Origin of the sequence: Roseomonas sp. FDAARGOS_362 (assembly GCF_002754815.1) — a bacterium.
In the GTDB taxonomy this organism is placed as follows: domain Bacteria; phylum Pseudomonadota; class Alphaproteobacteria; order Acetobacterales; family Acetobacteraceae; genus Roseomonas; species Roseomonas mucosa.
The window spans coordinates 546302-562931 of sequence record NZ_CP024588.1 but is presented as its reverse complement, the minus strand read 5'-3'; the positions used below and the strand labels follow the sequence as shown (position 1 = coordinate 562931).

17 protein-coding genes are annotated in these 16630 nt (G+C 70.2%); 9 read left to right on the top strand and 8 right to left on the bottom strand.

The annotated features are described in order from the left end of the window. Positions 1 to 55 precede the first annotated feature (55 nt). A complete protein-coding gene (locus tag CTJ15_RS07380) occupies positions 56 to 334 on the bottom strand; it encodes a DUF6476 family protein (RefSeq protein ID WP_019460117.1) in 279 nt (92 codons plus the stop codon). On the opposite strand from CTJ15_RS07380, the gene CTJ15_RS07375 reads away from it, so the two are divergent. From CTJ15_RS07375 to CTJ15_RS07355, 5 genes are all read left to right on the top strand, one after another. Continuing rightward, positions 303 to 1313 (top strand): RluA family pseudouridine synthase, encoded by a 1011-nt coding sequence (locus tag CTJ15_RS07375; protein ID WP_369923829.1) that lies wholly within the window; start codon positions 303 to 305, stop codon positions 1311 to 1313. The genes CTJ15_RS07380 and CTJ15_RS07375 overlap by 32 nt on opposite strands. Positions 1314 to 1567: 254 nt before the next feature. After that, entirely contained in the window at positions 1568 to 2428 is an 861-nt protein-coding gene (gene rpoH / locus CTJ15_RS07370; protein ID WP_019460115.1) for an RNA polymerase sigma factor RpoH, read from the top strand. Positions 2429 to 2640: 212 nt separating this feature from the next. Next, positions 2641 to 4005, top strand: a complete 1365-nt coding sequence (locus CTJ15_RS07365) for a chloride channel protein (RefSeq protein ID WP_083755380.1) — start codon at positions 2641 to 2643, stop codon at positions 4003 to 4005. Between the two features lie 131 nt (positions 4006 to 4136). After that, positions 4137 to 4580: a hypothetical protein gene (locus tag CTJ15_RS07360; protein WP_151904029.1), complete on the top strand. Its 444-nt coding sequence runs from the start codon at positions 4137 to 4139 to the stop codon at positions 4578 to 4580. A gap of 67 nt (positions 4581 to 4647) precedes the next feature. Further along, a complete protein-coding gene (locus CTJ15_RS07355; protein WP_058389522.1) occupies positions 4648 to 5175 on the top strand; it encodes a DUF421 domain-containing protein in 528 nt (175 codons plus the stop codon). A gap of 91 nt (positions 5176 to 5266) precedes the next feature. Here the strand turns inward: CTJ15_RS07355 and CTJ15_RS07350 are convergent, their stop codons facing one another. The 5 genes from CTJ15_RS07350 to CTJ15_RS07330 all read right to left on the bottom strand — a co-directional run bounded on the left by CTJ15_RS07350 (position 5267) and on the right by CTJ15_RS07330 (position 11391). Next, complete coding sequence (locus tag CTJ15_RS07350) at positions 5267 to 6562, bottom strand: Gfo/Idh/MocA family protein (RefSeq protein ID WP_099781403.1); 1296 nt, start codon at positions 6560 to 6562, stop codon at positions 5267 to 5269. Positions 6563 to 6682: 120 nt separating this feature from the next. Continuing rightward, positions 6683 to 8194, bottom strand: coding sequence for an NADH-quinone oxidoreductase subunit M (locus tag CTJ15_RS07345; RefSeq protein ID WP_075821543.1), 1512 nt, complete (start codon positions 8192 to 8194; stop codon positions 6683 to 6685). A gap of 371 nt (positions 8195 to 8565) precedes the next feature. Beyond that, positions 8566 to 9684, bottom strand: a complete 1119-nt coding sequence (locus tag CTJ15_RS07340; protein ID WP_019460109.1) for an ABC transporter ATP-binding protein — start codon at positions 9682 to 9684, stop codon at positions 8566 to 8568. Continuing rightward, on the bottom strand, positions 9681 to 10451 hold the full coding sequence (locus CTJ15_RS07335; protein WP_075821532.1) for a class II aldolase/adducin family protein: 771 nt from the start codon (positions 10449 to 10451) through the stop codon (positions 9681 to 9683). Before CTJ15_RS07335 ends, CTJ15_RS07340 begins: the two co-directional genes overlap by 4 nt. A gap of 1 nt (position 10452) precedes the next feature. Further along, a complete protein-coding gene (locus tag CTJ15_RS07330; protein WP_075821531.1) occupies positions 10453 to 11391 on the bottom strand; it encodes a glyoxylate/hydroxypyruvate reductase A in 939 nt (312 codons plus the stop codon). 289 nt (positions 11392 to 11680) lie between these two features. On the opposite strand from CTJ15_RS07330, the gene CTJ15_RS07325 reads away from it, so the two are divergent. From CTJ15_RS07325 to CTJ15_RS07315, 3 genes are all read left to right on the top strand, one after another. Continuing rightward, positions 11681 to 12055: a hypothetical protein gene (locus CTJ15_RS07325; protein WP_099781402.1), complete on the top strand. Its 375-nt coding sequence runs from the start codon at positions 11681 to 11683 to the stop codon at positions 12053 to 12055. Between the two features lie 50 nt (positions 12056 to 12105). Next, on the top strand, positions 12106 to 12582 hold the full coding sequence (locus CTJ15_RS07320) for a YdcF family protein (protein ID WP_252571354.1): 477 nt from the start codon (positions 12106 to 12108) through the stop codon (positions 12580 to 12582). Positions 12583 to 12648: 66 nt separating this feature from the next. Beyond that, positions 12649 to 13356: an aspartate/glutamate racemase family protein gene (locus CTJ15_RS07315; RefSeq protein WP_099781400.1), complete on the top strand. Its 708-nt coding sequence runs from the start codon at positions 12649 to 12651 to the stop codon at positions 13354 to 13356. Positions 13357 to 13477: 121 nt separating this feature from the next. On the opposite strand, the gene CTJ15_RS07310 is transcribed toward CTJ15_RS07315, so the two are convergent. Together CTJ15_RS07310 and CTJ15_RS07305 are read right to left on the bottom strand one after the other, a co-directional pair. Further along, a complete protein-coding gene (locus CTJ15_RS07310) occupies positions 13478 to 13723 on the bottom strand; it encodes a hypothetical protein (RefSeq protein ID WP_019460103.1) in 246 nt (81 codons plus the stop codon). Between the two features lie 243 nt (positions 13724 to 13966). Continuing rightward, a complete protein-coding gene (locus tag CTJ15_RS07305; RefSeq protein WP_019460102.1) occupies positions 13967 to 15043 on the bottom strand; it encodes a tartrate dehydrogenase in 1077 nt (358 codons plus the stop codon). 153 nt (positions 15044 to 15196) lie between these two features. Here CTJ15_RS07305 and CTJ15_RS07300 point away from each other — a divergent pair, with 153 nt between their 5' ends. Continuing rightward, positions 15197 to 16519, top strand: coding sequence for an NAD(P)/FAD-dependent oxidoreductase (locus CTJ15_RS07300; RefSeq protein ID WP_075821530.1), 1323 nt, complete (start codon positions 15197 to 15199; stop codon positions 16517 to 16519). Positions 16520 to 16630 lie beyond the last annotated feature (111 nt).

The following is a 16630-nucleotide window of genomic DNA, read 5'->3' as shown; positions in this document are numbered from 1 at the left end:
GCGTGGGTGGGTCTTCACGCGGAAACCGTTCCAGGCGTGGGCAGGGCCGGCCGATTCACTCCGTGGGGCGCAGCTCGCCCAGCACCCGGCCGGAACGCGGGTCCAGCAGCAGCACGCGCTCGCCCTGCGGCCCTTCGACCCAGACCGCCACCCGGTCCCCCGCACCGGCCAGGCCGCGGATGCGGGTGCCCGCCGGCTGTCCCAGCCCGCCCTCGATCCTCTGGGCGGATGGCGTGGCGGCGGACATGCGCTGGACGATCACCGCGATCAGCCCCACGGTGCCCGCGACAATCAGAACTCCCATGACGATGACGAGCACCTTGAGCGCGCGCAATCAGACCCCCGATCTTTCCCTGGATTTCATCGCCACGCCGGAACAGGCGGGGCAGCGCCTGGACCGCGTCCTGGCGGAGGTGTCAGGGGCATTGTCCCGATCCCGTGTCAAGGCGCTGATCGAGGCCGGAGAGGCGCTGCGGGACGGCCAGCCCGTGGCCAACCCTTCCGAGGCCGTGCGGCCGGGGGCCCGCTACATCCTGCATGTCCCGCCACCGGAGCTGGCGACGCCGCAGGCCCAGGCGATCCCGCTCACCATCCTGTACGAGGACCCGCACCTGATCGTGCTGGACAAGCCGGCCGGGCTGGTCGTGCATCCCGCGCCGGGCAACCTGGACGGCACCCTGGTGAACGCCCTGCTGGCCCATGCCGGGGAGGAGCTGACGGGCATCGGCGGCGAGAAGCGGCCGGGCATCGTGCACCGGCTGGACAAGGACACCAGCGGCGTGATGGTGGTGGCGAAGTCCGAGGCAGCGCACCATGCGCTGTCGGAGGCCTTCGCTTCCCGCGACCTGGACCGGGAATACCTGGCGCTGGTCTGGGGCCTGCCCTCCCCCGGCAGGGGGGAGATCGAGGGCGATATCGGCCGCCATCCGATGGACCGGAAGCGCATGGCCGTGGTCACGCGGAACGGCAAGCACGCCCTCACCCGCTATGCCACGGAACAGGCCTGGGCGGCCGCCTGTGCCCTGCTCCGCTGCCGGCTGGCGACCGGGCGGACCCACCAGATCCGGGTCCACCTCTCGCACAAGGGCCATCCGCTGGTGGGGGACCCGGTCTATCTCCGCCGCACCCCGGCCTCGGCGAAGTCGCTCGGCCCGGAGGCGCGGGAGGCCCTGCTGGCCTTTCCGCGGCAAGCCCTGCACGCCGCCACGCTGGGCTTCCGCCATCCCGTGACCGGGGAGGCGCTGAGCTTCTCCGCCCCCCTGCCGCCGGACATGGCGGCCCTGCTGGACGTGTTGAAGCGCGACGGAGAGTAACCCGACTGTGACAGTCGGTTTTTCTTGCAAACAAAGGGCGAACGCGCTAAAAACTCGCTGCGCCGCCGCAGCCAGGTGCCGCTTTGAGGCGTTAGTCGCGGAGACATGTTCCGACGTGACCGGAGCGACCGCGACGCGCTGGGCCTGGCAACGGATGGGCACATTCCACAGCGGTCTCAGAGCCAGCCGTCACGGGGGCTCCTGAAACCGGAGAGGAGGCGAGTACATACATGGCTTCCACTTCCATGATTCCAATGGCTCCCGAGGGCAATCTTTCCCGCTACCTCCAGGAGATCCGCAAGTTCCCGATGCTGGCGCCGGAGGAGGAGTACAACCTCGCCAAGAGCTGGAAGGACAAGGGGGACGAAGGGGCCGCACACAAGCTCGTCACCTCCCACCTCCGCCTCGTCGCGAAGATCGCCATGGGCTACCGCGGCTACGGCTTGCCGGTGGGCGAACTGATCAGCGAAGGCAACGTCGGCATGATGCAGGCGGTGAAGCGGTTCGACCCGGACCGTGGCTTCCGCCTCGCCACCTATGCCATGTGGTGGATCCGCGCCGCGATCCAGGAATACATCCTGCACTCCTGGTCTCTGGTGAAGATGGGCACCACTGCCGCGCAGAAGAAGCTGTTCTTCAACCTGCGCCGGCTGAAGGGCCAGATGGCCGCGTTGGAGGAAGGCGACCTGCAGCCGGAGCAGGTGGAGAAGATCTCCCGCGTGCTGCAGGTGCCGGAACAGGACGTGGTGTCCATGAACCGCCGCCTTGCCTCCTCCGACCAGAGCCTGAACGCGCCCGTGCGCGCCGACAGCGAGGGCGAGTGGCAGGACTGGCTGGTGGACGAGGGCGAGAGCCAGGAGAGCGAACTCGCGGACCGGGAGGACATGTCCAACCGCCGCTACCTGCTCGACACGGCGCTGAAGACGCTGAACGAGCGTGAGCGCCATATCCTGATCGAGCGCCGGCTGAAGGACGAGCCGACCACGCTGGAGGAGCTTTCGCAGCAGTACAACATCTCGCGCGAGCGCGTCCGCCAGATCGAGGTCCGCGCCTTCGAGAAGCTGCAGAAGTCGATGAAGAACCAGATCGCCGAGCAGCGTCTGGCCATCACCTGAACCATCGCCGTGGCGGGGGCTCTCCGGCCCCTGTCGCGAGCGGCCCGGATGTGAATGATCGGGTGGCGAACGGCGGGGAAACCCGCCGTTCTCGATTCCGGTGCTCCTTTCAGCCTGCCATCCCCTGTCCCGGCAGCAGATCCGCGGCCTGAACCGCTGCCGCGCCGCCCGATCTCGCCTAAGGAGATCGGGAGGACGAAAGGATAGGGTGCATGGAACGGCTGGAGGTGTCGGAGACAGCGGAGCAGGCCCGGACCGCCCCTCGCCCGCGGCGTCAGCGCTTCCGGCGGCTGCGGCGGCTCCCCCTGGTGTCGCCGCGCCTCTGGCTGCGCCGCATGGTCTTCTGGCTCGGCGCCGTGCTGGTGGGCCTCGTGGCCATCGCCTTCGCTGCCCTGGCCGATCGGGCGGGAGAGGGCTTCCACCGCCTGGTCACGCACTGGCCGCTGCTGGCGCTGGTGGTCTCGCCCGCCTGCTTCGCCCTGGCCAGCTACCTGACCCGCACCGTCTTTCCCGGCGCCCAGGGCAGCGGCATCCCCCAGGTCATCGCCACGCTGCACATGGACGACCCGAGGCTCGTCGCCCGGATCCTTTCGTTGCGGATCGCGGTGGGAAAGGTCCTGCTCACGCTGCTCGGCCTGCTTGGCGGCGGCTCGATCGGGCGCGAAGGGCCGACCGTGCAGGTCGGCGCCTCGATCATGCAGGCGCTGGCCCAGCGGCTGCACCTCCCCCGGCCCGAGACCCACCGTGCCATGGTGCTGGCGGGTGGTGCCGCCGGCGTCGCGGCCGCCTTCAACACCCCGCTGGCGGGAATCGTCTTCGCCATCGAGGAGCTCAGCCATTCCTATGAGGGCCGCACCAGCGGCAATGTCCTGACCGCCGTGGTGATCGGCGGCGTGGTCAGCCTGGCCCTGGTCGGGAACTACACCTATTTCGGCGTCACCCAGGTGGATCTGCCGATGGGCGCCGCCTGGGCCGCCGTCCCGCTCTGCGCCGTGCTGGGCGGGCTCTGCGGCGGCGTCTTCAGCTGGATGCTGGTGCGCGCCTCGGCCGGCCTGCCGGGGCTGGCCGGGCGCCTGCTGGCGCGCCATCCGGTGGGCTTCGCCGCGCTCTGCGGGCTGCTGGTGGCACTGATCGGGCTGGCCAGCGGCGGCCTGACCTATGGCACGGGCTATGCCCAGGCGCGGGGGCTGATCGAGGGGGAGACCACCCTTCCGGCCAGCTATTTCGTGTCCAAGCTGCTGGCGACGGTGGTGTCCTATTGCAGCGGCATTCCCGGCGGCATCTTCGCGCCCTCCCTCTCGGTGGGGGCCGGCTTCGGCGCCACGCTGGCGGAGTTCCTGCCGGTCGCGCCGCTGGGCGCCATGGTGCTGCTCGGCATGGTCGCCTATTTCTCCGGCGTGGTGCAGGCGCCGATCACCGCCGCCGTCATCGTCATGGAGATGACCGACGGGCAGAACATGATCATCCCGCTGATGGCCACTTCCTTTATCGCGACCGGCGCCTCTCGCCTCATCTGCCGCCGCCCGCTCTACGGCGCCCTGGCGCATCGTTTCCTGAACGTGATGGAGCGCCGCTGAGGCGGCCGCGGGGGCCTGTGCCGGGCGTCCCGGCGCACCGGAGGCACGCCGGACCGGCTCCGGCGCCGCCACGGAGGTTCGACATGGCGGGCGAAGGGGTGCAGACCTGCCTGCCGCCCGGGAGCACGACAATGGGAATCGCCACATCCGGATATGCGACGGCCTGGATGCTGCTCATCCTGGCCGGGGTCGCCAACATCGCGGGCTATGCCTTCGACCTGTATCAGCCGTTCTGGTGGTTCGACCGCGTGCTGCACGGCTGCACCATCCTCGCCATCACCTTCTGGCTCGCCATCGTCGTCTTCGGCCGGTTCCTCCGGGCGGCGCCGCCGCAGCCGGTTCTGGCCTTCTTCCTTCTCGCCAGCGTCGGGATCGCGATCGGGGCGCTGTGGGAGGTCGCCGAGTGGGGCTTCGACCAGTTCGCGCCGGGCAATGTCATCAAAGGCAAGCACGACAGCATCCTGGACATCGTCATGGACACGCTCGGGGCGGTGCTCGCCGGCTTGCTGGCCGTCCGGTTCCTGCGGCCTCGCGGGGATGTCATCCCCGGCCGCGGCGCGGGTTCCGTCCGGTGAGGGGCGGCCGGGCGCGCCAGTGTCGTCACCAGCATACGCCGGGCATGGCCCGGACCATGGGGGCCTGATGTTCTTCGATAGCTGGTTCGGGCTGCTCCGGGTCCTGGTGGTCGGAACCCTCGCCTACCTGGCCCTGGTGGTGTTGCTGCGCACCTTCGGCAAGCGCACCCTGGCCAAGCTCAACGCCTTCGACCTGGTCGTCACCGTGGCACTGGGCTCCACCCTGGCCACCGTGCTGCTCAGCAAGTCGGTGGCCCTGATGGAGGGGCTGCTGGCCTTCGTGCTCCTGGCCGGGCTGCAATACGTGGTCGCCTGGCTTTCGGTCCGGTCTCAGGGCTTCAGCGACCTGGTGAAGTCGGAGCCGACCCTGCTGCTGCACCGGGGGCAGTTCCTCCGGGGGGCGATGCGCGCCCAGCGCATCACCGAGGCGGAAGTCCTGGCTGCCCTTCGCGGCTCCGGGGCTTCCGAGCCCCGGCAGGTCGCCGCCGTGGTGCTGGAGACGGATGGAAGCCTGAGCGTCGTCCGGGATGCCAGCGGGCATGGCGAGATCGGCAGCCTGGCCAGCATCCATGATGTCCGCGACGAAGCCGGGTAAGGCGTCCCCGGAACATCCCCGGGGCGCGGCCGCCCCAACGGCCCCGTGCGCGATGCCGGGCCGCTGAAGCCGGAACTTCCGCCGCCGGGCATCACTCCTCCCGCGGGTCCGGCCCACGGGTCGTGGCCTGTACCGGCTCCACCGCCTGGGGCCGGTTCTCGGCGGCGGCGCGATAGATGGTCTCCATCAGCCGCATGTCGCGCAGCCCTTCCTCGCCCGGCGTGTGCGGCGGCTCGTCGGCCAGGATGCGTTCGGAGAAATGGTCGATCTCCAACGCGAACTGGTTCTTGTGCTGGATCTTGCGCTCCTCCTGCCCGACGACGTTGCCGGACTTGCGCGACACGATCAGGCGCTGCCCGACATAGGAGAAGGCATCCGGCATCTCGACGGTCCCGCCCTCGAAATGCAGCCGTAGCGTCTTGTCGTTGAAGGCGCCATAGGAGGAGAGGCAGTTCGCCATCACGCCGGACGGGAAGCGCAGGCCGAAGCTCATGCTTTCCTCCACCTCCTTCCAGCGCTCGTCGCCCGGCGGGCTGTAGCGGCGCGCGGTGATCTCCACCGGCTCCTCGCCAGTGATGTAGCGCGTGGCGTTGAGGCAGTAGAGCCCGATATCCGGCAGCGCCCCTCCCCCGGCCAGGGCCTTGGAGTAGCGCCATTGCGGCCCCGGCCCGTTGGCCTGGACGTTGGTCGCCTCGATGAAGCGCAGCCTGCCCAGCTCGCCGGACCGCACCAGCGCGATCGCCGCGCGGTTGTAGGGCTCGTACTGGCAGCGATAGGCGACCATCAGCCTGACGCCCGCCCTGGCGCAGGCCTCGACCATTTCCTGCGCCTCGGCGGCGGTGTTCGCCATCGGCTTCTCGCAGAGCACGTGCCTGCCGATCGCCGCCGCGCGCAGCGTGTATTCGCGGTGCATGCCGTTGGGCAGGACGACGTAGACCGCCTTCACCTCCGGCAGGTCGCGCAGCGTCTCGAAATCCGCGTAGCCCAGCACCGCGGTTTGCGGAATGCCGTATTGACGCGCCACCACGCTGCCCTTCTCGGGGCTGCCGGTCACGAGCGCCGCCGGATAGGAGCTCCTGCACTCGGCGAAGGCGGGCAGGATCTCCTCCAGGCTCAGCCTGCCCAGCGCCACGACGGCATAGCCCAGGCGCTCCCCCGGCGCGCGCGGCGCGGGCGGGGGCGGCGTGCGCGGCTCCGCCTCGCTGCGCCAGTTCGGGAAGACGACCCGGCCGTTCTGCACCCGACCAATGTCCATCTCCGACGGGGCCGGATAGCCCGGCGCCCCGCTGGATGCCCCGCCCGCCGCGCCGATGGCGAGGCCCATGGCCGACAGGCCGGAGGCGCGGATCAGGCCGCGCCGCGTGGCGGAGAAGCTGTCATCGGGCATGGCGGGGGTCTCCGGTTCCGTCCCCCCTCAACGTCCCGCCCCTCCGGGCGGTTCCGCCGGGGCGGTGGCCCCCGTCTCACGGCGGCGTGCCCGCTCCCCCCGGAAGGCGCGGGCGGCGGATCAGAGGCCCGCGAGATGCGCCGTGGCGAGCGCGGCTTCCTGCCGGTGGACCAGGGTGGAGACGCTGGCCTGGAAGACATGCAGGAAGGTGCCGGGATGGATGCCGATCCAGAGCGTCAGTAGCACCAGCGGCGCGAAGATCAGCTTCTCCCGCACCGAAAGGTCCAGGAGCTGGCGCAGTTCGGTCCGCTGCAGGCGGCTGAACACCACGGCCCGGTACATGCGCAGCATGTAGGCGGCGCCCAGGATCATGCTGCTGCCGGCCGCCAGGGTCAGCCAGGGGCTGATCTTCCAGGCGCCGACCAGCACCAGGAATTCGCCGGGGAAGGAGGCGGTGCCGGGCAGCGCCATGGCGGCCAGGGTGAAGATCATCGCCACCACGGCGTAGGCCGGCATGACCTTCGCGATCCCGCCGAAATGCCCGATGTCGCGCGAGCGCACGCGGTCCTGCAGCACGCCGATGCAGAGGAAGCCGGCGCCCGAGACCACGCCATGGGCCAGCATCTGCAGCAGCGCGCCGGAGATGCCCTGCTCGTCGATGGAGAAGACGCCGATCGTGGCGATGCCCATATGGGCGATCGAGGAATAGGCCACGATCTTCTTCATGTCCTGCTGCAGCAGGGCCACCAGGCTGGCATAGACCACGGCGATCGCCGACAGGGCCAGGACGAAGGGCGCCAGCGTTTCCGTCGCCTGCGGGAAGAGCGGGATGGAGAAGCGCAGGAAGCCATAGGCGCCCATGTTCAGCATCACGCCGCCCAGCATGACCGAGCCCGCGGTCGGCGCCTCGGCATAGGCCTCCGGCTGCCAGGTGTGGAAGGGCCACATCGGCATCTTCACCGCGAAGGCGGCGAAGAAGGCCAGGAACATCCACATCTGCGCGCCGTGCGACAGGTGCAGGCCCATCAGCTGCGTCAGGTCGGTGGAGCCGGCATCGTACCAGATGGCCAGCACCGCCAGCAGCATCAGCACCGCGCCCGCCAGCGTGTAGAAGAACAGCTTGAAGGCCGCCCGCACGCGGTGCGTCCCGCCCCAGATGCCGATGATCAGGAAGACCGGCACCAGCGCTGCCTCGAAGAAGACGTAGAAGAGCAGCAGGTCGACGGCGGAGAAGACGCCGATCATCGCCGTTTCCAGCAGCAGGAAGGCGATCATGTAGGCGCGGATACGGGTCTGCTCCATCCGCCAGGAGGCCAGGATGCAGATCGGCGTCAGGAGCGCGGTGAGCAGCACGAAGAGGACGGAGATGCCGTCCACGCCCATGTGGTAGCTGATGCCCGTCTCCGGCATCCAGTTCGCGTGTTCCTGGAACTGGTAGGCGCCGCTGGCGTTGTCGAAGCCGAACCAGAGCAGGGAGGCGAGCGCCAGGACGGCCAGGCTGGTGCCGAGCGCGATTCCACGCACCAGCCGCCCGATCCTTTCCTCCTCGCCTCTCAGGCACAGGATGGCGGCCACGCCGGCCAGCGGCAGGAATGTCAGGGTCGATAGAAGCGGGAAGCCAGCAGCGTTCATCCGGCGGAGCCTTGCAAGCATCAGGACAGGCACGCGGAAACCTTCCTGATCCGGAAGGATTCGCTGCACCGCACCATGTCGCGGGAGGCTTCGCCTATCGGCTTTTCTTTCCGGCCGCCAGCACATCGAATAGTAACAGGGCAAATCCGACGTATTTTTCATGGAGCATCCATGAATACTGACAGGATATTCGGATAGTTTTGTCTTATATAATTTTATGGGCCTCGAAGTTGTTTCGGCTTCTGTTCGTTTTACTTCCGGCCACAAGGACGGAAGAGTGACAGCAACCATCCAGGGAAGTCACGTGACTTCTGCGCAACCACAGGGCGAAGATCCGACCGGCCGCGGCCACACGGCGGACCACGAAGGGATCAGCCGTCGTCGTGCACCGATACCGCCGCCGTGCGGCTCCAGCCCAGGCGCAGCGGCAGCCCCTCCGCCGGCTGCAACGGCGCGCGCCAGGCCGGCAGCTGCACCCGCAGCACACCGAGATCCCCGGTCGCCACGGACAGGTGGAAGGCCGTTCCGGCATAGGACCAGGACAGCACCCGTCCCTCCACCATGTTGTCCTCCTCCATCCCTTCGCCGAGCGGCAGGATCTTTTCGGGTCGCAGCGACAGCACCACGCCCTCCCCCACCCGCGCGGTGCCTTGCGCCAGCAGGCGCGTGCCGCCCAGGCGCAAGGCGATGGTGTCGCCCGTGCTTTCCTCGGCCGTGCCGGACAGGAAGTTGCTCTGCCCCAGGAAGCCCGCCACGAAGCGTGTCGCGGGGCGCTCGTAGAGCTCCGCCGGGGAGCCCTGCTGGATCAGCCGCCCGTGGTTCAGGATCGCGATCCGGTCGGAGAGGGAGAGCGCCTCTTCCTGGTCGTGCGTGACGTTGATGAAGGTGCGGCCGACGCGGCGGTGCAGCGCCTTCAGCTCGTCCTGCAGCTCGGCGCGCAGCTTCTTGTCCAGTGCGGAAAGCGGCTCGTCCAGCAGCAGCAGTGCCGGGTCGAAGACCAGGGCGCGGGCCAGCGCCACGCGCTGCTGCTGCCCGCCGGAAAGCTGGTGCGGCCGCCTTTCGGCGAAGCGGTCCAGCTGCACGAGATCCAGCGCGGCGCGCACCCGGGACTCGCGTTCGGCCCGGCCGATCCGCCGCACGCGCAGCGGAAAGGCGACATTCTCCGCCACCGTCATCTGCGGAAACAGCGCATAGCCCTGGAAGACCATGCCGAAGGAGCGTTTCTCCGGTGGCAGGGCGGTGATGTCGCGCCCGTCCAGCAGGACCTGGCCGGCGGAGGGCTCGACGAAGCCCGCGATCGTCATCAGCAGCGTCGTCTTGCCGGAGCCCGAGGGGCCGAGCAGCGTCAGGAACTCGCCGCGCCCCACCTCCAGCGACACATCCGCCACCGCCGCCGCCTCCCCATAGCGGCGGGTGACGCCCCGCAGCGACAGCGCATGGCCCGCCCCGGCCCCGCGCGCCACGGCCGGGCGTTCCAGCACGCCGCTCACGACCGGTACTCCGGCTGCTCGCGGTCCAGCTTGCGGCACATCGCCTGCCAGAGCAGCCAGCCCTGGGTCGGGCTGTCGGGCGACTGCGCCCGGGTGCGCTCCACCACCTCGGGCGGCGGCATGGAGAGCGCCGCCCCGGTGGACAGCGCCGCGACCTGGATGCGGCAGGCCTGCTCCAGATAGTACATCCAGTAGAAGGCCTCCGCGACCGTGCGCCCGGCGGTGAGCAGCCCGTGGTTGCGCAGGATCAGGCAGGGCCGGTCGCCCATGTCGCGCACCAGGCGCTCGCGCTCCGACAGGTTGTCGTCGGCGGCGATGCCCTCGTAGTCGTGGATCGCGACGCGGCCGTGGAACTCCATGCTGATCTGGTTCAGCGGCAGGATGCCCTGCGCCGTCGCCGCCACGGTCATGCCGGCCAGCGTGTGCGTGTGCATCACGCACTGCGCGCGCGGGCTGGCGAGATGCAGCGCCGAGTGGATCACGAAGCCCGCCGGGTTCACCGGCCAGCTCGTCTTCTGCGCAGGCTCCCCCTCCGCATCCACCAGCACCAGGGAGGAGGCGGTGATCTCCTCGAAGAGCAGCCCATAGGGATTGACCAGGAAGCGGTGCCCCTCCCCCGGCACGCGCACCGAGAGATGCGTATAGACCGTGTCGGTCATCCCGTGCAGGGCGATCAGCCGGTAGGCGGCAGCGAGGTCGCGCCGCAGCTCCGCCTCGGTCGGCACATGCTTCGGATCGGGCTTCCGGGGCGGGTCGTAGAGCAGCATGTCAGTAGCCCCGTTCCGGGTCGTAGAGATTGGGCAGCGGATCGCCCGCCTCATGCGCGGCGATCGCCTCCGCGATATAGCGCGCACGCTCGCGCAGGCTGGCCATCGAGGCCAGATGCGGCGTCACGATCACCCGGGGATGCGACCAGAGCGGGCTGTCGGAGGCCAGCGGCTCCGGCTCGAAGACATCCAGCAGCGCGCCGTCCAGATGGCCGCCGTCCAGCGCCGCCAGCAGGTCCGGCACCACGAGATGCGAGCCGCGCCCGACATTCACGACCTGCGCGCCGCGGGGCAGCAGGGACAGCAGGCGCGCATCGATCAGCCCGCGGGTTTCCGGTGTCGAGGGCAGCAGGCAGACCAGGATGTCGGTGCGCGCCAGGAAGGCCTCCAGTTCCTCCGCCCCCGCGAAGGATTCGACGCCCGGCAGTTCCTTGCGGGTGCGCGACCAGCCCGCGACCGGGAAGCCCAGCGCCCGCAGCATCCGCGCCGCCGTGCCGCCCAGGCTGCCCAGCCCCATGATGCCGACGCGCCGCTCCGGCGCGGTGAAGCGGGGGTTGAAGTTGTCCCAGCGCGCCTGCGCCTGCGCCAGCGCCATGCGCCGCGCCCCGCGCAGCAGGGACAGGCAGGCCCAGCTCACGAACTCGCCCATGCGCTGGCCCGTTTCCAGCCCGCCCATCCGCACCAGCGGAAGATGGCGCGGCCATTCCGGGTCACGCACGATGTTGTCCACCCCGGCGGCGGAGGAGAAGACGACGCGCAGGTTGGACAGGCGCTTCAGCCGGCCGGGCTCCGGGTCCCAGACCACGACATAGGACACGTCCTCCGGCGCCACGGCGGCATCGTCCCACCAGCGGATATCCAGGCGCGGATCCACGGCCTGGAAAGCCTTGCGCCATTTCGGCACCGCTTCCTCGCCACCCGACTTCACCAGAACAATCACTCGCTCGCCCCCGATTGCGGCCCCACGCGGCGGCGGCGGCCTCCATGAAGCCGGGCGCCGGCCCGGGCTGGCCCTTTGCCGCCCGGCGGCGCCCATGCAGGGTTCATGCCGTCCCGGGCGGCCCCGGTCCAGGCCAGGCCGCTCCCGACCGCCTTGAAGCCGCGCCGGTCCGGCGGCGGTGAACCCGATGGCACCAGCATCGTTACCCCCCTGGAAATCTTCCCGGCCCGCGAGGCGCCGACTGACCGACCGACGCAGGACCGGGACCACCCGGAAGGAGAAAAACGCCATGGCCGCCGATCCGACCACGATGCATCCGGCTTCCGGCTCCGGCAACGGACAGGAGAAGGAACAGGAGGCGCTGAAGGACACCTTTCCCGCCAGCGACCCGGTGGGGAACGAAGGCGGCAGGGGCTCGCGCGCCGTCCCGGCCTCGGAGATGCAGGATGAGGACCCCGCCCCGCTCGCGGACGGGAAGACCGTGTCCTATACCTTCGACAGCCAAGAGAAGGCCAAGCTGGCCGGTGAAGGCGTGGTCCGTGCCGGGCTGGCCGAACGCAGCCGCCTTACGGTCGATGGGTCCTCCCTGCGTCTGGAGGTCGCCAGCAACGCGGCCGAGGACGCCGACAGAATGCTGCAACAGGCGGGCGGCCGCGCATCCTGAACCCGGCCGCGCCAGGGCCCCGCGCCGCCATCGTCATCTTTGGCACGGCGGTGCGGCCCGACGGCTCCCCGAGCCAGACCCTGCGGCGGCGGGTGGAGGCGGCACTGTCGCATGGCCGCCACCGGCATCCCCCGCCGCTTTACGTGCCGACCGGGGCAAAGGGGCGGCACGGGCCGAGCGAGGCGAGCGTCATGGCCCGCCTGCTCCGCGAGGGTGGGGTGCCGTCCGGCGATATCCTGGAGGAGCCGACCGGCACGGACACGCTGTCCTCCGCCCGCGCCGTTGCCGGATTGCTGCAAGGCTGGCGCGGCCCCGTGCTGGTGTCTTCCTCGGCCTATCACATCCCGCGCTGCGTGCTGTTGCTGCGCCTGCTGGGTCTCCCGGCGCGCCGTGGCCCGGCGGCCCGCGCGGCTCCCGGCTTCCAGGACTGGCGCTGGCGCCTGCGCGAGGCTCCGGCCATTCCCTATGACGCCGCCCTGGCGCTCTGGCACCGCCGCGCCGGGCGCGGACCGGCCCCGGCAGCCTGACCCCTTCCCGTCCCCCGCCCTCCATGCTTCCTCTGCCGCCGCATCGAGGCGAAGGGGAGTGAGGCCATGGCGGAGCGGATGCTGGGCATCCTGGGCGGAATGGGTCCTTTGGCCGGGGCGCAGTTCCTGTTGCGGATGACGTTGCTGACACCGGCGGAACGGGATCAGGATCACGTCCCCGCCGTGCTGTGGTCCGACCCCCGCATTCCCGACCGCACCCAGGCGCGCCTGCATGGCGGGGAGGACCCGCTGCCCGGCCTGTTGCGCGGCATACGCGGACTGGAGGCGGCCGGCTGCGGCGCGATCGCCATTCCCTGCAACACCGCCCATGGCTGGTACGAGCCGATGCGCGCCGCCACCTCCTTGCCGATCCTTCATATCGTCGATGCGGCGGCCCATGACCTGCGCCGCCAGGGACTGTCCGGCGCCAGGGTCGGGTTGCTGGCCACGGCGGGCACGCTGGCGATGCGACTGTACCAGGAACGCTTCGACACTCTCGGTCACGAGGTGATCACGCCGGACGAGGCGCAGATGCGCGACAAGGTCGGACCGGGCATCGCGCTGGTGAAGGCGAACCGGGTCACGGAAGCCTATGCGCCCCTGGCGGAGGTGGCGGGGAGCCTGATCGCACGCGGCGCGGAGGCGGTGGTGCTGGGCTGCACGGAGATCCCGCTCGGGATCCAGGCCGGACCCGTCCTGCCTTTTCCGGTGGTGGACACGATCGACGCACTGGCCCGCGTCTCGATCGCATGGGCCAGGGGGGAGGCCGGGTAGGAAGCGGCGCGGAAGCAAGGACCGGCCGGCGGGATCAGGAAGCGGGCCGGTCTTCGTCCATGCCGGTTGCGGAGAAGCTGGTCACGCGTGGAACCGGCCGCCAGGGACAGCCGGGGCAGGCTCAGTCGTCGTCGCACTCGCAGCCAATGGTCGGGCCGGTGTCGGCGCGGATGATGTGGTGGTCCACCCATTCGGCCACCAGGCGCTGCGCCTCGCTCACCGAGGCTTCCGGATGGTGGATGCGGTACAGGGCCGTGCAGGCGCGGAACGACGACAGGTCGTCATTGCCACCCTCCCGCAGCTCGCGGTAGGCGGTCACAACGGCCCGCTCGCAGCGGCGGGCGATGTGGCTGAACTCCTGACCCATCATACACTCCAGCGTTTGCGAGTTATTTGAGAATCGCTCGCAATTCGTTCCTAGGTTATATTCTCGCATGAACGCCTATTCAAGCGTTCAAGCCGTTACGCCCCTGGCCCTGGCGCGATTCCCTCAATCCGGACCGGGCAGGGACGGATTTAAGGCGAAGATCCGCCCGCCGTCACTCCCTGTCGCCGGGACCATGGGCGGATCGCCCAGGCCCGGACGACAGGGAGACCCTGGCTGGCCAGGCTAGGCGGCCCCGACCAGCGCCGCCAGCGCCTTGCCCAGATCCTCCGTCCCGGCCTGCCCGCCCATGTCGCGGGTGCGCGGACCGCCCTCGGCCAGCAGCTTCTCGATGGCATCGGTGATCGCCTGCGCAGCCTCCGCCTCCCCCAGATGCTCAAGCATCATGGCGCCGGACCAGATCTGTCCGATCGGGTTGCAGATGCCCTTGCCGGCGATGTCGGGTGCGGAGCCGTGCACCGGCTCGAACATCGAGGGATGCAGCTTCTCCGGGTTGATGTTGGCCGATGGCGCGATGCCAATGGAGCCCGCCACCGCCGGACCGAGGTCGGAAAGGATGTCGCCGAAGAGATTGGAGCCCACCACCACGTCGAACCAGTCCGGATGCTGCACGAAATGGGCGCAGAGGATGTCGATGTGGTACTGGTCCGTCTGCACCTCCGGATACTGCGCCGCCATGGCGGCGAAGCGTTCGTCCCAGAAGGGCATGGTGAAGGTGATGCCGTTGGACTTGGTGGCCGAGGTCAACTTGCGCCGCTTGCGCGTGCGCGCGAGGTCGAAGGCATAGCGGATGATGCGGTCCACGCCGGTGCGGGTGAAGACGCTGTCCTGCGTCACGAATTCCCGCTCGGTGCCGGGGAACATGCGGCCGCCGCTGCTGCTGTACTCGCCCTCGGTGTTCTCGCGCACCACCACGAAGTCGATATCGGCGGGGCCGCGTCCGGCCAGCGGCGTGCGCACGCCCGGCATCAGGCGGCAGGGCCGCACGTTGGCATACTGGTCGAAGCCGCGCCGCATGGGGATCAGCAGGCCCCAGAGCGAGACATGGTCCGGCACGCCCGGCCAGCCCACCGCGCCCAGGAAGACGGAGTCGGATTCGCGGAGCTGCTCCAGGCCGTCCTCCGGCATCATCGCCCCGGTGTGCAGGTAGCGGTCGCAGGACCAGTCGTATTCCCTGCATTCCAGCGAGAAACCGAATCGGCGCCCGGCCGCTTCCAGGACCCTGAGCCCCTCCGGCACGGTCTCGCGTCCGATTCCGTCGCCGGGGATCACGGCGATACGGTGCTTGCGCGGCTCGGCCATCGGCATTTCCCTCGGTGTTGGCGGCAAGTTGGCGCCATCGCGGGCATGCGGCAAGGTCGGGCCGTCCCGGGGTCGGGCCACCATGGTCGGACCACCGTGGCCAGACCCCGGGACGGGGCCATTGGGCCGGCCTTCCGGGCCGAGGAGGAATGCATGGCGGGCAGTCAGGGTGGCGCGCGGGGCACGGCGGAGCCGCACCGCATCGTGGTGGTGGGCGGCGGCGCGGCGGGGCTCGACCTTTCCATCCGTCTGGCGAGCCATCGGCGCCGGCCCGTGCCCTATGCCGTCACCCTGGTGGACCGCAGCGGCAGCTATGTCTGGAAGCCGCGGCTGCACGAGGTCGCGGCCGGCACGCTCGACACCGCGCAGGAACAGGTCTCCTACCTCGCCCATGCGCGGCGGCACGGCTTCACCTACTGGCCCGGCCTGCTGCGCGGGCTGGACCGGGCACGGCGGCGGCTGACGCTGGGCACGCTGCAGGGACCGGGCGGCGAGGACACGGTCACCACCCGCCTGACCTATGACACGCTCGTCTTCGCGGTCGGCAGCCATGCCGACGACTTCGGCACGCCCGGCGCCCAGGAGCATTGCCGCTTCATCGACAGCCGCGACCAGGCGGAAGCCTTCACCGTCGCGATGCGCGAGGAGATCATCCGGACGCTCGCCGACCGTCCGGACCGGTCGCTCTCCATCGCCATCGTCGGGGCGGGCGCCACGGGCACGGAGTTGGCCGGGGAGATCAACCACGCGCTCGACCTCGCCGCCGGCTATGGCCTGCCGGGGCTGCGCCAGCGCATCCACATCACGCTGATCGAGGCCGCGCCGCGCATCCTGCCCGCCCTGCCCGAGCGGGTTTCCACCGCCGCGGCCCGGGTGCTGGGCGAGATCGGGGTGGAGGTGCTGACCGGCGACCCCGTCGCCTCGGTCGATGCCGGCGGCCTGACGCTGAAGAGCGGGCGGCGGATCGACGCCGCGCTGCGGGTCTGGGCCGCGGGCATCCGCGCGCCCTCGGTGCTGCGGGAGATGGACGGGCTGGAGGTGGACCGGGCGGACCGCCTCGTGGTGCGGCCCACGCTGCAGACCTCGCGCGACCCGGCGATCTTCGCCCTGGGCGATTGCAGCTCCCTGGTGCCGGAGGGTGCCCAGCGCCCCCTCGCCGCCACCGCCCAGGTGGCGCACCAGGAGGCGCGGCACCTCGCCGCGCATCTGCCGGATTTCCTGGCGGGGCGGGAGCTGCCGCCCTTCCGCTACAAGGAGCGCGGCTCCCTGGTCTCGCTGGGCGGCTACGACGCCTTCGGCAGCCTGGGGCGGCTCGGCGTGCTGCCCGGCGGCTTCATCGAGGGGCGCTTCGCCCAGCTCAGCTACAACATGCTCTACCGCCAGTACCAGTACGTGGTGCATGGCCGCCGCGTGCCGCTGATCTGGGCCTCGGAGCTGCTGCAAAGACTCGCCAAGCCCCGGCTGCGGCTGGACTGACGCCCCCATGCCGCGCCGCAGCATCCCGTTGCGGCGCGGCATAACGCAATTGGCATGAAGCGGCCCGCCGCCGCGCTGCTATTTTCCGGGCTTCCGGCGAAAAAGCAGAAG

Bases quoted from the DNA above. Each gene is read 5' to 3' on its own strand.
- CTJ15_RS07375 (WP_369923829.1), top strand. From the start codon at position 303: ATGACGATGACGAGCACCTTGAGCGCGCGCAATCAGACCCCCGATCTT.
- rpoH (WP_019460115.1), top strand. From the start codon at position 1,568: ATGGCTCCCGAGGGCAATCTTTCCCGCTACCTCCAGGAGATCCGCAAG.
- CTJ15_RS07365 (WP_083755380.1), top strand. From the start codon at position 2,641: ATGGAACGGCTGGAGGTGTCGGAGACAGCGGAGCAGGCCCGGACCGCC.
- CTJ15_RS07360 (WP_151904029.1), top strand. From the start codon at position 4,137: ATGGGAATCGCCACATCCGGATATGCGACGGCCTGGATGCTGCTCATC.
- CTJ15_RS07355 (WP_058389522.1), top strand. From the start codon at position 4,648: ATGTTCTTCGATAGCTGGTTCGGGCTGCTCCGGGTCCTGGTGGTCGGA.
- CTJ15_RS07350 (WP_099781403.1), bottom strand. From the start codon at position 6,562: ATGCCCGATGACAGCTTCTCCGCCACGCGGCGCGGCCTGATCCGCGCC.
- CTJ15_RS07345 (WP_075821543.1), bottom strand. From the start codon at position 8,194: ATGAACGCTGCTGGCTTCCCGCTTCTATCGACCCTGACATTCCTGCCG.
- CTJ15_RS07335 (WP_075821532.1), bottom strand. From the start codon at position 10,451: ATGCTGCTCTACGACCCGCCCCGGAAGCCCGATCCGAAGCATGTGCCG.
- CTJ15_RS07325 (WP_099781402.1), top strand. From the start codon at position 11,681: ATGGCCGCCGATCCGACCACGATGCATCCGGCTTCCGGCTCCGGCAAC.
- CTJ15_RS07315 (WP_099781400.1), top strand. From the start codon at position 12,649: ATGGCGGAGCGGATGCTGGGCATCCTGGGCGGAATGGGTCCTTTGGCC.
- CTJ15_RS07310 (WP_019460103.1), bottom strand. From the start codon at position 13,723: ATGGGTCAGGAGTTCAGCCACATCGCCCGCCGCTGCGAGCGGGCCGTT.
- CTJ15_RS07305 (WP_019460102.1), bottom strand. From the start codon at position 15,043: ATGGCCGAGCCGCGCAAGCACCGTATCGCCGTGATCCCCGGCGACGGA.
- CTJ15_RS07300 (WP_075821530.1), top strand. From the start codon at position 15,197: ATGGCGGGCAGTCAGGGTGGCGCGCGGGGCACGGCGGAGCCGCACCGC.